The organism is Prevotella sp. MGM1 (assembly GCF_002933775.1).
Lineage (GTDB): Bacteria > Bacteroidota > Bacteroidia > Bacteroidales > Bacteroidaceae > Prevotella.
This window is the reverse complement of sequence record NZ_BEWV01000216.1, coordinates 85,216-100,043: the sequence shown is the minus strand read 5'-3', so window position 1 is coordinate 100,043 and position 14,828 is coordinate 85,216. Positions and strand designations below refer to the sequence as shown.

11 protein-coding genes are annotated in these 14,828 nt (G+C 52.2%); 4 read left to right on the top strand and 7 right to left on the bottom strand.

The window, feature by feature from the left end:
* Positions 1-138: 138 nt before the first annotated feature.
* Positions 139-408, bottom strand: coding sequence for a 30S ribosomal protein S15 (gene rpsO / locus MoGM_RS11815; protein ID WP_104370249.1), 270 nt, complete (start codon positions 406-408; stop codon positions 139-141).
* A 465-nt stretch (positions 409-873) separates the two neighbouring features.
* Between rpsO and typA the strand changes: the two genes are divergently transcribed.
* Positions 874-2,676, top strand: a complete 1,803-nt coding sequence (gene typA / locus MoGM_RS11810; protein ID WP_104370248.1) for a translational GTPase TypA — start codon at positions 874-876, stop codon at positions 2,674-2,676.
* A gap of 143 nt (positions 2,677-2,819) precedes the next feature.
* On the opposite strand, the gene MoGM_RS11805 is transcribed toward typA, so the two are convergent.
* Both MoGM_RS11805 and MoGM_RS11800 read right to left on the bottom strand, forming a co-directional pair.
* A complete protein-coding gene (locus MoGM_RS11805; RefSeq protein ID WP_104370247.1) occupies positions 2,820-3,296 on the bottom strand; it encodes an S-ribosylhomocysteine lyase in 477 nt (158 codons plus the stop codon).
* A 107-nt stretch (positions 3,297-3,403) separates the two neighbouring features.
* Complete coding sequence (locus MoGM_RS11800) at positions 3,404-4,087, bottom strand: 5'-methylthioadenosine/adenosylhomocysteine nucleosidase (protein WP_104370246.1); 684 nt, start codon at positions 4,085-4,087, stop codon at positions 3,404-3,406.
* Between the two features lie 123 nt (positions 4,088-4,210).
* Between MoGM_RS11800 and MoGM_RS11795 the strand changes: the two genes are divergently transcribed.
* Positions 4,211-6,697, top strand: coding sequence for a YfhO family protein (locus tag MoGM_RS11795; protein ID WP_104370245.1), 2,487 nt, complete (start codon positions 4,211-4,213; stop codon positions 6,695-6,697).
* A 79-nt stretch (positions 6,698-6,776) separates the two neighbouring features.
* On the opposite strand, the gene fucP is transcribed toward MoGM_RS11795, so the two are convergent.
* The 4 genes from fucP to MoGM_RS11775 all read right to left on the bottom strand — a co-directional run bounded on the left by fucP (position 6,777) and on the right by MoGM_RS11775 (position 10,244).
* Positions 6,777-8,114 carry an L-fucose:H+ symporter permease gene (gene fucP, locus MoGM_RS11790; protein ID WP_104370244.1) on the bottom strand — a complete coding sequence of 446 codons (1,338 nt, stop codon included), beginning with the start codon at positions 8,112-8,114 and terminating at the stop codon, positions 6,777-6,779.
* 73 nt (positions 8,115-8,187) lie between these two features.
* Positions 8,188-8,874, bottom strand: a complete 687-nt coding sequence (locus MoGM_RS11785) for a hypothetical protein (RefSeq protein WP_104370243.1) — start codon at positions 8,872-8,874, stop codon at positions 8,188-8,190.
* A 147-nt stretch (positions 8,875-9,021) separates the two neighbouring features.
* On the bottom strand, positions 9,022-9,687 hold the full coding sequence (locus tag MoGM_RS11780; protein ID WP_104370242.1) for an outer membrane beta-barrel protein: 666 nt from the start codon (positions 9,685-9,687) through the stop codon (positions 9,022-9,024).
* 50 nt (positions 9,688-9,737) lie between these two features.
* On the bottom strand, positions 9,738-10,244 hold the full coding sequence (locus tag MoGM_RS11775; protein ID WP_104370241.1) for a hypothetical protein: 507 nt from the start codon (positions 10,242-10,244) through the stop codon (positions 9,738-9,740).
* A 226-nt stretch (positions 10,245-10,470) separates the two neighbouring features.
* Here MoGM_RS11775 and MoGM_RS11770 point away from each other — a divergent pair, with 226 nt between their 5' ends.
* Positions 10,471-13,197, top strand: a complete 2,727-nt coding sequence (locus MoGM_RS11770) for a bifunctional fucokinase/fucose-1-phosphate guanylyltransferase (protein WP_104370240.1) — start codon at positions 10,471-10,473, stop codon at positions 13,195-13,197.
* A gap of 791 nt (positions 13,198-13,988) precedes the next feature.
* Positions 13,989-14,825, top strand: a complete 837-nt coding sequence (locus MoGM_RS11765) for a GSCFA domain-containing protein (protein ID WP_104370239.1) — start codon at positions 13,989-13,991, stop codon at positions 14,823-14,825.
* Positions 14,826-14,828 lie beyond the last annotated feature (3 nt).

Below are 14,828 nucleotides of genomic sequence, written 5' to 3'. Positions count from 1 at the left end.
AAGCATTTGGCTTAACTCCTTAACTTCTTGACTCCGAAGAAAAATCTTCCGAACTATTCCGATAAAGTTTCACTGAAAAAAGGCTCCGACCGTCATTCGACAGTCGGAGCCTTTTTATTTCTTTAGATTTCCGATCGCTTATTTACGCAGACCCAAAGCCTTGATGATTGCGCGGTAACGCTCCACGTCACGGTCGTAGAGATAGTTGAGCAGCGCACGGCGCTTACCTACGAGCTGTGTCAGTGAGCGTGCTGTGGTGAAGTCCTTGCGGTTCTTCTTCAAGTGCTCTGTCAGGTGAGAGATGCGGTATGAGAAAAGCGCAATCTGGCTTTCGGCAGAACCTGTGTCTGTCGTTGACTTGCCATACTTACCGAAAATCTCTTGTTTTTTTGTTTGATCTAAATACATTTTTGTTTTGATTAATTTGTTGTTTCATTACATCTGTCAGACGCTTCCCGCCTTAATCACAACGGTTACATCATCGAATGCACCGGATTTTCCGGATTTCGGCCGCAAAGTTACATTTTTTTTTTCATACAGCCAAATGGTATTGAGCTTTTTTCAACGTTTAACCAACTGTCGCATATATGCCAAACATCATTGATTTTATGTCGGTTGTGAGTGTTTTCACAGCTTTGTCTGTTTTTTGCATATTTGTTTTGCGCATTGGAGTATGTACTCTTTTCCACTTTCGTGTTTCGTTTCGAGCGGTGTGCAGCGGGGCTTTTCTGTCTTGTCCGGTATTCCCGTATGCACGCCGGGATGCCTGAAAAAGAGGTCTTGCGGAGGCTTTACGGCCAAAAAAACGGGGAAACACTGCTCTGTCTGCTTTAAAAATATTAACTTTGCACCCGATTTTTAAGGTATAACGAAATGCAAGACATCAGAAACATCGCCATCATCGCGCACGTAGACCATGGCAAGACCACACTTGTGGACAAGATGATGCTGGCCGGCAACCTGTTTCGTGAGGGACAGGATCTCAGCGGACAAGTATTGGACAGCAACGACCTCGAACGTGAGCGAGGCATAACAATCCTCTCTAAAAATGTGTCGATAGACTGGAAGGGAGTGAAGATAAACATCATCGACACTCCGGGACACTCCGATTTCGGCGGCGAGGTGGAGCGTGTGCTCAACATGGCAGACGGATGTCTGTTGCTTGTGGATGCCTTTGAAGGCCCGATGCCGCAGACGCGTTTCGTGCTGCAAAAAGCATTGCAGATAGGTCTTAAACCGATAGTGGTTGTTAATAAGGTTGACAAGCCCAACTGCCGCCCCGAAGAGGTGTACGAGATGGTGTTCGACCTGATGTTCTCTCTAAACGCCACCGAAGACCAGCTTGACTTCCCCGTGGTGTACGGTTCGGCCAAGAACGGCTGGATGAGTGCCGACTACAAGAACCAGACGACAGACATCACATATCTGCTCGACAAGATTGTCGAGGTTATTCCAGCCCCGAAAGTGATCGAGGGTACTCCGCAGATGCTTATCACAAGTCTCGACTATTCGAGCTACACAGGCCGTATAGCCGTGGGACGCGTCCATCGCGGACTCCTGACCGAGGGCATGAATATCGTGATATCGCACCGTGACGGCTCTACCGAGCGCACGAGGATAAAGGAACTGCATACGTTCGAGGGCATGGGACATGCCAAGACGAGCCAAGTGCAGAGCGGAGATATATGCGCCATAATCGGATTGGAACGCTTTGAAATCGGCGATACTATATGCGACGCCGAAAATCCCGAGCCGTTGCCGCCAATAGCGATAGACGAGCCGACCATGAGTATGCTGTTCACCATCAACGACTCGCCGTTCTTCGGCCGTGAGGGCAAGTTTGTCACCAGCCGTCATATCAACGACCGACTGACAAAAGAGCTTGAAAAGAACCTTGCCCTGCGTGTGGCTCCGTTCGAGGATTATACCGACAAGTGGGTTGTCAGCGGCCGTGGCGTGTTGCATCTCTCGGTGCTCATCGAGACTATGCGCCGTGAGGGATATGAGTTGCAGGTAGGTCAGCCGCAGGTTATATACAAGGAGATAGACGGTCAGCGCTGCGAGCCGATTGAGGAACTGACGATCAATGTGCCGGAAGAGTTTTCCAGCAAGATGATAGACATGGTGACACGCCGCAAAGGCGAGATGGTTTCTATGGAAAGTCAGGCCGACCGTGTGAACATCGAGTTTGATATCCCCTCGCGAGGCATCATCGGTTTGCGTACCAATGTGCTCACCGCCAGTCAGGGCGAGGCCATCATGGCACATCGTTTCAAGGAGTACCAGCCTTATAAGGGCGACATTTCGCGCCGCATGAACGGCAGCATGATAGCTCTCGAAACGGGTACTGCCTACGCATATTCCATAGACAAGTTGCAAGACCGTGGCAAGTTCTTCATCGAGCCGGGTGAAGAGGTGTATGCAGGTGAGGTTGTAGGCGAGCATGTTCACGACAATGATCTCGTCATCAACGTGGCCAAGGCCAAGCAGTTGACAAATACACGTGCCAGCGGAAGCGACGACAAGGCACGTATTGTGCCGCGTACAGTGCTCTCGCTTGAAGAGGCTCTCGAATATATCAAGGCCGACGAGCTTGTCGAGGTGACACCGAAGAGCATGCGTATGCGCAAGGCGATACTCGACCATAACGAGCGGAAGAAAGCGAGCAAGGAGTAATGAGGCTCGGTGGCTGGCAGTCAGACTCGGCCTATGATACTCAAATGCAGGGCAGGCATATTCTCAAACAGATGTGAAGAATATGCCTGCCCTGCATTTGAGTATATGCGACGACATGTCGTTATGCTTATCACTACATGCCGTCAGGGATATGTGAGATTCTCGTCTTTTATGTCTTCGAGTACCTCGGTGAGATATTTTTTTGCTTCGTGGCGTGCCATCGGCAGGTCGTGGAGCAGCCAGTTGCCACAGTCGCGCGGCGCGGCGCCGGGTATTTCACCTTCAAACCCGGCCACGAAACGGAATGTCTGCCTCATAAGCTCCACAATGTCACGGCTCTCGTAGTCGCCGCGTATCAGCAGGTAGTTGCCTGTCAGGCATCCCATGGGTCCCCAATACACTATTCTTTCCTTCCACTCGTCGTCGTTGCGCAGGTATGTGGCGGCCAGGTGCTCTATGGTGTGCAGCGCTCCGGGGTGCAAAGCCGGCTCGCGGTTAGGCTCTTTCATGCGTATGTCAAACGTGGTCACGGTCTCTCCGCCCACCTCGTCCTTGCGTGATACGTATATGCCGCGCAGCAGCCGGTCGTGGTCTATTGTAAAACTCGGTATCTTGTTCATTACTGTCGTTATGTTGATAGGTTGTTTTTATATCTATGTATGGGTCGCCGTTACGATACGGATAAATCGTTACCGGCATACCGGTAATCATGCATGCGGATATTTTTTCATATCCGTTCGATAAATGCTTTAGTCACCTCGAACGAACTGTCTGCCGCCGTTTCCCAGAAGTTGAAGTACTGTCGGGCCTTGTGGTCGCTCAGCGGGATGTCGCTTATTATTCTGAAACTGATGAACGGCACGTTTCGTTGGGCGCAAGCATGGGCTATGGCGGCCGACTCCATGTCTACGGCGGCGGCCTCGGGGAAGTGGCTTATGATGTCTCTCATCTTGTCGCGCGAGTTGACAAACCAGTCGCCCGTCACGGTGAGACCTGATGTTATCTTCGTGCCGCAGTCCAGGGAGAGTGCCGTTCGTAGCAGCCTCGGGTCGGCATCGAAACGTTCCTGCATTCCGGGTATCTGTCCGTATGCCTGCTCTTCACCGCAGTACACGTCGTGGTAGCATGTCTGCGCCGCCGCCACCACCTCGCCGATGCCGAGCGTTGTCGCGGCTCCGCCCGCCACGCCGGTTGAAACCACGGCGTCAGGCGAAAACCCGGTGAGCAGTTCCGTCGCTCCGATGGCGGCGTTCACCTTGCCTATTCCGCATTGGTGCAGCACCAGCTCGTTGCATCCTGTCGTTCCGACGGTATAGCGCCTTCCTCCTCTCTCGATGTCTTTCGGATTTTCGAGCAGCGCTTTTATCCGTCCGAACTCCTTGTCCATCGCTATTATTATTCCTATTCTCATATATTTGTAAATCGTTTGCGGCCACAAAGTTACTTAATAATTATGAATTAGTGATTATGTATTGTGGATTAAAATGCTTAACTTTGCGGGCGTAATTAGATAATAACATAAACATTTATACAGATGAACACATTCAAGAAATGCCTGCCCGATTTGCTGGCAGTGCTGTTATTCGCGGTCTTGGCGTTCGCCTATTTCTTTCCAGCCGATACCGAAGGCCGCATTCTATACCGTCATGACTCGTCGGCGGGCCGCGGTCTCGGCCAGGAACAGGTTGACTACCGCAAACGCACTGGTGAGATGACCAGATGGACAAACTCTGCTTTTTGCGGGATGCCTACCTACCAGATAGCTCCCTCCTATGATAGCTCGGATGTGATAAAGGCCGCCGAGAAAGCCTATCATCTGTGGTTGCCGGAGAATGTATGGTACGTCTTCGCCTATATGTTGGGCTTCTATATACTGTTGCGCGCTTTCGATTTCAGGCAGTCTCTTGCCGCGCTCGGCTCTATAATATGGGCTTTCAGCAGTTATTTCTTCATCATAATAGCCGCCGGACATATATGGAAGGTGATGGCTTTGGCATATCTTCCGCCGATGATTGCCGGCATAGTGCTGGCTTACAGGGGCAGATACCTGTGGGGATTGCTTGTCACATCGTTGTTCTGTGCCCTTGAGATAAACGCCAACCATGTGCAGATGACGTATTACTATCTGTTTATCATCATCTTCATGGTTATCGCATACGCCGTCGAGGCTGTACGGAGCAAAGAGTATAAGCACTTTGCCAAAGCCACGGCCGTGTGCGCCATGGGAGCGTTGATAGGTCTGAGTATCAATATTTCTAATCTTTATCACACGTGGGAGTATAGTAAGGAGTCGATGAGAGGCAAGAGCGAGCTGACAAAAGCCGATTCAGCCAACCAGACGGACAGCGGTCTTGAGCGCGACTATATCACCCAGTGGAGCTATGGGGTGGGCGAGACGTGGACACTGCTCGTACCCAACACCAAGGGCGGAGCGTCTGTTCCGATGGCGAGAAACAAGACTGCCATGAAGCATGCTGACCCGAACTACTCATACATCTACCAGCAGATAGGACAGTACTGGGGTGAGCAGCCTGGCACGAGCGGCCCCGTATATGTGGGCGCCTTTGTGCTGATGCTGTTTGTTCTCGGCTTGTTTATCGTGAAAGGGCCGTTGAAGTGGGCGTTGCTTTCCGCCACGGTGCTGTCGGTACTTCTGTCGTGGGGACATAATTTCATGCCGTTTACCGACTTTTTCATAGATTATGTGCCGATGTACTCCAAGTTCCGCACGGTTGCTTCGATACTCGTGATAGCCGAGTTCACCATCCCGCTGCTCGCCATGCTTGCCCTTAAGCGCATTGTCGACGAGCCGGAACTGCTTACCGCGAAGATAAAATACCTGTATTTGAGCTTCGCCCTGACCGGAGGTGTGGCTCTGTTGTTCGCTCTGATGCCGTCGATGTTCTTCTCCGGCTATGTGTCTTCGTCCGAGTTGAGTGCCTTGAGCCAGTTCCCGCAGGAACAGTTGCAGCCGCTTTTGGCTAATCTCACTGAGATGCGTAAGGCCATGTTCACGGCAGACTGCTGGCGCTCGTTCGCCATAATCGTCGCGGGCACATTGCTGTTACTGCTCTACAAGGCGAAGAGATTGAAGTCGCAGTACATGATAGCCGGCATCGTCGTGTTGTGTCTGGCAGACATGTGGCAGGTGAACAAGCGCTACCTGAACGACGAGATGTTCGTGGAGCGCAGCGTGAGAGAGACTCCGGTGACGGCGAATGCCGCCGTGACACAGGTTATGAATGACAAATCGCTGTATTACAGAGTGCTTAATCTGGCGTCAAACACATTCAACGAAAACGAGACTTCATATCATTTGAAGAGTGTCGGCGGTTATCATCCGGCCAAGTTGCGCCGCTATCAGGAGATGGTGGAGCGTTACATCTCTCCCGAGATGCAGGCCCTCTTCGGGGCGGTGGCCGACGCGCAGGGCGACATGACTAAGGTAGACGGTGACAGTATTTTCCCGGTGCTCAGCATGGTGAATACAAAATATTTCATATTCCCGCTCCAATCGGGACAGGCCGCCCCCCTGTTGAATCCCTATGCGTTCGGCAACGGGTGGTTTGTGGACCGTGTCGAATATGTGGATGATGCCAATCGGGAGATAGCCGCCGTTGGAGATATCGACTTGCGCCGTGTGGCGGTGGCCGACACCAAGTTCAAGGAGGCGATAGGCGAGAGCGTGGCTCAGGACAGCACGGGCACGGTGACCCTCACGTCTTACGATGCCAACAGACTGACATACGATATATCGTCGTCGCGTGGCGGTGTGGTGGTATTCTCGGATATATACTATCCCGGTTGGACGGCTACGGTCGACGGAGTCGAAGTGCCCGTCGGGCGTGTCAATTACATACTGCGTGCCATCAACGTGAAGCCGGGAGCGCACAAGGTTGAGCTTTCTTTCTTCCCCAAGACGGTAGACACTACCGAGACCATAGCATACGCGGGATATGTATTGCTTGTCATCATAGTGGTTCTGCTGGTGCTCATGGAGTACAGAAAGCGTAGGAAGTGATTCCTTAGGATTGATGAACAATAAAAAATCAGGGTGCCCGACACATCGGGCACCCTGATTTTTTATTGTCTATTTTATGTCATTTATTACAGTCGTGCGTGATGTGATGCCGCACGTATGCCCTGTGTCCGTATGCGGCGATGACGGCGAAGCATATCAACGGCACCGCGAATGACAGGTTGGTTGCCGGCAGTCCGGCTATCGAGATGCCGGAATCTATTATCACGGCTTGCAGCGGGGGAAATACCGAGCCGCCCAGAATGGACATGATGAGGCCCGCTCCGCCGAACTTCACGTTGTCGCCGAGACCCCGCAGCGCTATGCCGTATATAGTGGGGAACATCAGCGACATGCAGGCACTCACACCGACGAGGCAGTATACGCCGTTGCGGTCGGTGAAAAGTATGGCTCCCAGCACGGAGGCCGCTCCCAGCACGGCCAGTATCGAGAGCAGCCGTCCCGGCTGTATGTATTTCAGAAACCATGTGCATATAAACCTGCTGAGCGTGAACATCACCATCGCCGCAATGTTGTATTTCTGCGACAGGATCTCGGCCGCATGCTCGCTCATGCCCTCTGCCATGAACACCCGCGTGCCGTATTGTATGATGAACGTCCAGCATGTAACCTGCGCTCCAACATAGAAGAACTGCGCTATCACGCCCTCACGGTAGTTCTTGATCTTGGCCAGTTCGCCGAGGGCGGTTTTCAGGCTCTTGTTCGAGCGTTCGTCACCGTTCTTCGGCATATTTGTGAACCTTATCAGCAGCAGCAAAATTATTATGATGGCGCCTATGTATATATAAGGTTGTATCAGAATGTCGAGGTCGTGGTCTTTGACAATGTCAAACTGTGTCTCCGAAAGTCCATGCCGCTCTGTCGAGTCCATCGGACTCATGCGTGCCTGCACGTACTGCATGGCTACGAACATGCCGGCGAGCGCTCCTATCGGGTTGAACGCCTGGGCGAGGTTGAGGCGCTGTGTGGCGGTCTCTTCGCTGCCCATGCAGTAAATATACGGGTTGCAACTGGTTTCGAGAAACGACAGTCCGCACGTCATTATGAAGTAGGCCAGCAGGAACGGGAAGTATACTCCTATGGCCTGTGCCGGCACGAAGAGCAGCGCTCCCGCCGCATAGAGCGACAGCCCGATGAGCACTCCGGCCTTGAAAGAGTATCTTTGGATGAACATCGCCGCCGGAAAGGCCATCACGAAATATCCTAAGTAGAACGCCACCTGGACCAGAGCGCCTTCCGTCACGCTCATACGGAATATCTTGGAGAATGCTTTTACCATGGGTGCTGTGATGTCATTGGCAAATCCCCAGAGGGCGAAGCACGATGTAATCATGACGAACGGGATGATAAGACTGACACCGTCTTTTATCAGTAAATCATTGTTTTTGGGTTTATTCATTTTCAGAGCAACTTTTTAATCGTGGCAAATTTACTAAGAAAATGTCAGAATTCATTACCGTAGATGATGTTTTTTATTTTACCACCGCCGTGACAATGCCTTTTTCAAACACCACGATGGCTCCCGAGGCATATAACCACTGTGTTCGCTGGCTGTTTTGGGTTATCCGTTCGGGCTTGCCCATGGCCAGTATGCACTCATTCTCGTTCATGCCCTTGATAACCTGTTTCTGGATGATGGCCTCCCAGTTGCCCATGGGCACGTCGTTGGCCATGATGCTTTCCACCATTCGCTGTGCGAAAATGTCGCAAAGCGTGGCGAACTCGTCAATGAACTCCTGTTGTCCCGGCTTCTTTTCGAGGTTTATCTTGTCGAAATTCACTGTCGTGAAGCCACCGAGAAAGCCTTTTGGCACACAGCGTATCTTGTCTATCAGGAACGTGAGGGTGCCTTTTTTAACCTGCAACGTGAGGTTAAATGTATAGCTGCGTCGAGCCTCTTCGCCGGCCGAGATCATAGGTCTTGCGTGCAGTTGCATTTTTAACGCGTCGTAAGTCTTGTTCTCGTTTATGTCGCCGGTCTGTTCGAGTGCCCACAGCACTGCGCTGCCGAAGGTCGACTTGTCGTTGTTTCCGCATGCCGCGCTTCCTTGGCATACATACTTTCCGTCTTTTTTCTCGAGTGTGTATTTGGTGTCCGCGTTTGCGGCTACGGGCAGCATTGTTATAAACAATAAAAGTATGGTGTGTATTTTACTCATATCTGATTATTATATCAAGGAAAAAGTCTGCTCCGACTTATCGACAAGCGGGAGCAGACGTGTTTTTAAAAGGAAAAAATTATAATATTGAATTAAATCACGTCAGACCACCGTTGTTGTATCGGAAAGTTGACGCTGTTTATTCTCTTAGAAGTTGAAACCTACTGTAGCGGCGAATGTGTTGAATTTGCCTTTTATGTCGTTGTCATCGTTGTCTATGAGGTTGTTGAAGTCGCTGCCATAGCTGACACCGAGATACAGTTTTCTGTATTCGAAGCCTACACCTACCTGCCATCCGAAACTGAAACGCTTAGCCTCAAGTCCGTCGTCTTCATAGTCATCAAACCAGTTAATGCTTTCATCATCCTCGTCATCCCATTTGGTTTCTCCCAATAAGTTTCCTCTGAAATATACGCCGGCGAAAGGTGCTATCTTGAATTCTGTGTTGGGCACTTCATACTTGTAAGTGAGGTTTACCGGAACGCTGAGTGCAAGGAAGTTGTGCTTCAAATCTGCCTCATAGCCGTCTTCTCCGATGGTCTCCGACTTGAAAGCGTATGTAAGTCCCAGTCCGGTCTCGATATAGAGGGGCATCGACGATGATACCGATATACCCTTTGTCCATGCCGCGGAAAATCCGTTCATGGCTCCGTCCATAATTTTTTTGTCTGTGCTCAGCGAGTTGTATGATACGCTCAGGCGGTTGTATCCGTTGCTTTCTTTTTTGTGGGTTACCGTGTTTGACGAGATTAACTGCGCCGATGCGCCCATGCTTACGATTGCGGCAAAAGCCATCATTAAAATCTTTTTCATGTTCTGTTGTTTTTGATATTAATAATTATATGTGTAAATCATTCTGTACATTATTTGTTTCTTGTCTCGTTGCTCACCGATGCTGTTTGGGTAGAGCCGGTCTGATAGCTGCGTATCCTTGCGCCTTCCTGCAAGGGACCTACCCATTTCTCGTCGGTGCTCTTGTCTCCGTAGTTGTGGAAGTCGGTGTATTTTGCCGGATATCCTTTCACGATTATGTCGAGTCCTTTCTGTTTCTTGTTGTTCACCACGTAGAATGTCGCGCCGAGAATGATGTCCGCTCCCGCTATTTGAGCCGCCTTGTACGCGGCGTTGGCCTTGGCGTCTTGCACCAGAGCTATGGAAATGTCGCTGAGGGGTACTCCCGGGTATATGTTGAACGGGCCATATTCCTGGCATTCGGTGTTTATCATTTTCAGTTCGGCTACCATCGGGCGCACAAAAAATTCCGACATAGCCTCTTGCACTCGTGTCTGGGCGTGTTCATAATCGGTCTGCGCCATTGTGTTCAGTGCGTATCCGCACATCATGGCAGCGATAACGAATATTTTTCTCATAGTCATAAGAGTTTTTTGAATTATTAATACATTTTTGATTGGTGTGTGCAAAAGTACGCATTGTTTTGCAAACAAAAAAAAAAAACAGTTAACGAAATTTAAATTCAATGTCCGCTGCGTCTAAATCCTATGCCTGTTTTAACCTTATCGGCCGTTTGGCATGCTCTGTTGTTTTTGCTGTGTGGTTGTTTTGCACTACCTTTGCTTTGCTAATTCCATAAAGATTATGAAAAAGTTGCTATCACTTCCGCCCAACCTTGTGGGCAGTTTTCATGACATAACGGGGTTGTCCCGTGATGAGTATTTTTGTACAAATGACCCTGTGGGGCACAAACTCGGCAGTGGCGGAGGCACCACGTGGTTGCTCGAACAGTGTCATGAGGCAGAGAGTGAGGGTCGTGATTTCGCCGGCTGGCTTGCATCCGGGCGCCGCATACTGCTCCATGCCGGAGGCCAGAGCCGCCGGTTGCCGTCTTATGCTCCGTCGGGTAAGATACTTACACCCGTTCCCGTGTTCAGATGGGAGCGCGGACAGCGCCTTGCGCAGACGCTGCTCGACCTGCAACTTCCGCTGTATGAGCGTCTGATGCGCCTCGCGCCCGACAATATCCATACTATGATTGTAAGCGGCGACGTATATATACGCGCTGCCGAGCAACTGCCGCCCGTGCCCGATGCCGACGTGGTGTGCTACGGCCTGTGGCTCGATTCGTCCATCGCCACCGACCACGGAGTGTTCGTCAGCGACCGCAAGTCGCCATCTGTGCTGAAGCGGATGCTCCAAAAACCGGGCATATCCGAACTTAACGACCTTCTGCAAACAAGTTTTTACCTTACCGACATAGGCGTGTGGATGCTCAGCGACCGTGCCGTCAGCCTGCTCATGGAGCGCTCCGGCCGTGGTAAGGATATCACCGAATACGACCTGTATTCCGATTTCGGGCGTGCGCTCGGCACCGATCCGCAAATCGTGGACGACGAGCTGCGCTCGCTGAGCGTGGCCATTCTGCCCCTGCCGGGAGGCGAGTTTTACCACTATGGCACGAGCCGCGAGATGATTTCGTCTACTCTTGCCATACAGAATATAGTCAATGACCAGCGTGAGATAATGCACAACGGCCGCAAACCCCACCCGTCGATATTCATACAGAACTCACGTGTGGACATAAAGATAACGGAAGACAACCGTAACCTGTGGATCGAAAACAGCCATGTGGCTGCCGGATGGACGCTCAGCACGGACAATATCGTCACCGGAGTACCGGTCAACGACTGGCGGATAACTCTCAATCCGGGACAGTGCGTTGACATCGTGCCGGTGGGTGAGAGCGAGTGGGTGGTCCGTCCGTATATGATAGACGACAAGTTTGCCGGCGCCATGCAGCAGGTGCCCATGTTCCCCGTGTTCGACAATGCCGATGACATGGGCCGTGCGCTGCAGGCCATGCTGGGCGGCGAGACCGATACCGACGGTGCCACCCTGCTGAGTGCCGAGCAGATATCCACCGAGGCCAATCTCGTGCGCCTTGTGGAGCAGCGCCGCCGCTTCCGCCGCGACTGTTGGAGCGAGTTGGCCGACAACCACGAGCACAGCGTTTTCTATCAGCTCGACCTCGACGATGCCGCCCGCGACTTTGCCGCCGCCGGCATACCTCTGCCCGCCGAACTGCCCGTCACGCAGCCGTTGATGAAGAGAATAAACGACGCCATGTTCCGCTCGGAGGTCAATCGCCTTGCCGGCCGCGACCATGCGGCCGACGAGAGCCGTGCGTTCGGCCTGCTGCGCGAGGGACTCACCGAGACCGTGCTCGCCCGGAAGCAGAGTCCGCGCATGTCGGTATACAGCGACCAGATAGTGTGGGGGCGCAGCCCCGTGCGCATAGACATTGCCGGTGGATGGACAGACACGCCGCCGTTCTGCCTCACTGAGGGCGGCAACGTGATAAACCTCGCCATCGAACTGAACGGACAGCCGCCCTTGCAGACCTACGTGCGCCCATGCCGTGAGCCCCACATCGTGCTCCGCAGCATCGACCTCGGCGCTGTCGAGGTGATAGACACATACGGGCAACTGGCCGATTTCACCCATGTGGGCAGCCCGTTCTCCATTCCCAAGGCCGCGCTTGTGCTCGCCGGTTTCCAGCCCGGTTACAGCGTCGAGCCATACCCGTCGCTCCGTGCGCAGCTCGAGGATTTCGGTTGCGGAATAGAGCTGACCCTGCTGTCGGCCATTCCCGCCGGCAGCGGGCTCGGCACGAGCAGCATTCTCGCCGCCACGGTGCTCGGAGCGGTGAGCGACTTCTGCTCTCTGGCGTGGGACAAGGCCGAGATTGGCAAGCGGACGCTTGTGCTCGAGCAGTTGCTCACCACCGGTGGCGGCTGGCAAGACCAGTTCGGCGGAGTGCTGCACGGCGTGAAACTGTTGCAGACCGCCCGCGGGTTTGAGCAAGACCCGCTTGTGCGCTGGTTGCCTGACGATATATACACGCAGCCCGAATATGCCCGTTGCCACCTATTATATTATACCGGCATCACCCGCACGGCCAAGAACATACTCTCGGAGATAGTGCGGCGCATGTTCCTCAACCGTGGCGACCAGTTGCGGTTGCTGCGCGAGATGAAGGCGCACACCATGGACATGTACGAGGCCATACAGCGGCAAGACTTCCACCGGGCAGGCCTGCTCGTCGGAAAGACGTGGCAACAAAATCAGGCGCTTGACAGTGGCACCAACCCGGCTGCCGTGAGGGCCGTCACCGATCTGGTGGACGACCTATGTCTGGGCTACAAACTGCCCGGAGCCGGCGGCGGAGGCTATCTCTATATGGTGGCCAAAGATCCGGAGGCGGCAGCGCGCATCAAGCAGACGATAAACGAAAACCGAACCAACGCCAACGCACGTTTCGTGGAGATGTCGCTCAGCAGGAAGGGATTGCAGGTGAGCAGGAGCTGAAAGCTCCCTGTCATGCCGGGTATCGGCCTGCATCCGCTTTTCCGGCAGGCATGCGTATACGACTCGGAATAATTATTACAAAAGCCTCCGGAATACTCGATTGTTTTGAAATACAAATCCCGAGGCCGGAAATAGTGTCGTATTTTGCTGCTTGGCGCAATTTGCTGTGTGTCAGGGGTATATATGGATAACTCTTCGTCTCGGTTACAAAATCTCCCGTTTTTACGGATCGGATCGGGCTGATTGGTATCCGGTTGTCATGCGTTTAGCGGCCCGTTGCGTTCCAACGGGCCGCTAAACGCATCGCAATATGCCGCTAAATGCGTTCCAACGGGTATCCCGTCGCAGAATAGCGGTGAGAAAAACATATAAAAACTGTCCGGAAACCACTTTCCGTTTTCTATTTCACGATTTTTCAAATGTTAAATTCTTGATAGTTTTCTTTACATCTTTATACATGGAGAGCGCGTCACACCGACGGGCGACAACGGAATACATCACCGTAATAAGCATGGATATTCGTCTTTGCCATATCTCCGGTGGTCGGTATATGTGTGAAGTACAGCTGCTTCGCCGTCCGCTTGGCATATCAGTACCGTTGGTCGGTAAAGCCGGAACTTGACGGTTTTATCGGCAAGAGCAGAATATCTTTCGGTGTTGGTGTAGCGTTCTGATACATCGCATATATAGGATTTGCGTAATAAAAATACTGGGAAAATATCATCCAATGATATTTTTTCAGTATTTTTGCGTCTTGTAACGTAGGGTTACAGTGATTTAAAAGTGAAAGCATGGAATTGATGACGATAGTGGACGTGCCGTCGCCCGGTTTTGCGATAGAGCCGCAGGAGAAGATGCTCTTCGTGGGCTCGTGCTTTGCGGACAATATAGGACGCAGGTTTGAGGAAGAGAAGTTCAGGGCTGTGGTAAATCCTTATGGCGTGATGTATAATCCGGCAAGCATACTGCACACAGTGGAGCGCTGTGGCGAAGCGCCGGGAACGGCGTTTATCACTCTGGGCACAAACCACGTATACCGCCTGAAAGCCACGGGGGAGATAGTGGACAATTGCCGGAAACGGCCGCAGGCTCTTTTCGATGAGCAGGAACTTACGGTGGATGAGTGTGCCGGTTATCTTTCCAGGGCGGTGGATATCCTTGTAGGTAGAAACGCGGGAGTGAAGGTGGTGCTCACTGTCAGCCCTATCAGATATGCCAAATACGGATATCACGGCAGCCGGCTGTCCAAGGCTGTGCTGCTGCTCGCTGCCGAATGTGTGGTGAAGCGCTATGGCAACTGTGTGTATTTCCCGGCGTATGAGATTATGAACGATGAGTTGCGGGATTACCGTTTCCACTCGCCTGATATGTTACATCCGTCGTCTCAGGCTGTGGAATATATCTGGCAACGGTTGCATGACGTCTATCTGAGTGATGCCGCGCGGCAATTTGTAAAGGACTGGAAGCCAGTCAAGGATGCGCTGGGTCACAAGCCGTTCAACCCCGACTCTGACGAATACCGGGCTTTCATGGATAAAACGATGTTAAAGGTTGCTGAACTGTCAAGAAAATATTCGGGTCTAGAGTTGGATGAGGGTATTGTGGAGATGAAAGGCAGGTTGCGGTGAATT

Bases quoted from the DNA above. Each gene is read 5' to 3' on its own strand.
- fucP (WP_104370244.1), bottom strand. From the start codon at position 8,114: ATGAATAAACCCAAAAACAATGATTTACTGATAAAAGACGGTGTCAGT.
- MoGM_RS11795 (WP_104370245.1), top strand. From the start codon at position 4,211: ATGAACACATTCAAGAAATGCCTGCCCGATTTGCTGGCAGTGCTGTTA.
- MoGM_RS11805 (WP_104370247.1), bottom strand. From the start codon at position 3,296: ATGAACAAGATACCGAGTTTTACAATAGACCACGACCGGCTGCTGCGC.
- typA (WP_104370248.1), top strand. From the start codon at position 874: ATGCAAGACATCAGAAACATCGCCATCATCGCGCACGTAGACCATGGC.
- MoGM_RS11785 (WP_104370243.1), bottom strand. From the start codon at position 8,874: ATGAGTAAAATACACACCATACTTTTATTGTTTATAACAATGCTGCCC.
- rpsO (WP_104370249.1), bottom strand. From the start codon at position 408: ATGTATTTAGATCAAACAAAAAAACAAGAGATTTTCGGTAAGTATGGC.
- MoGM_RS11765 (WP_104370239.1), top strand. From the start codon at position 13,989: ATGGAATTGATGACGATAGTGGACGTGCCGTCGCCCGGTTTTGCGATA.
- MoGM_RS11800 (WP_104370246.1), bottom strand. From the start codon at position 4,087: ATGAGAATAGGAATAATAATAGCGATGGACAAGGAGTTCGGACGGATA.
- MoGM_RS11780 (WP_104370242.1), bottom strand. From the start codon at position 9,687: ATGAAAAAGATTTTAATGATGGCTTTTGCCGCAATCGTAAGCATGGGC.
- MoGM_RS11775 (WP_104370241.1), bottom strand. From the start codon at position 10,244: ATGAGAAAAATATTCGTTATCGCTGCCATGATGTGCGGATACGCACTG.
- MoGM_RS11770 (WP_104370240.1), top strand. From the start codon at position 10,471: ATGAAAAAGTTGCTATCACTTCCGCCCAACCTTGTGGGCAGTTTTCAT.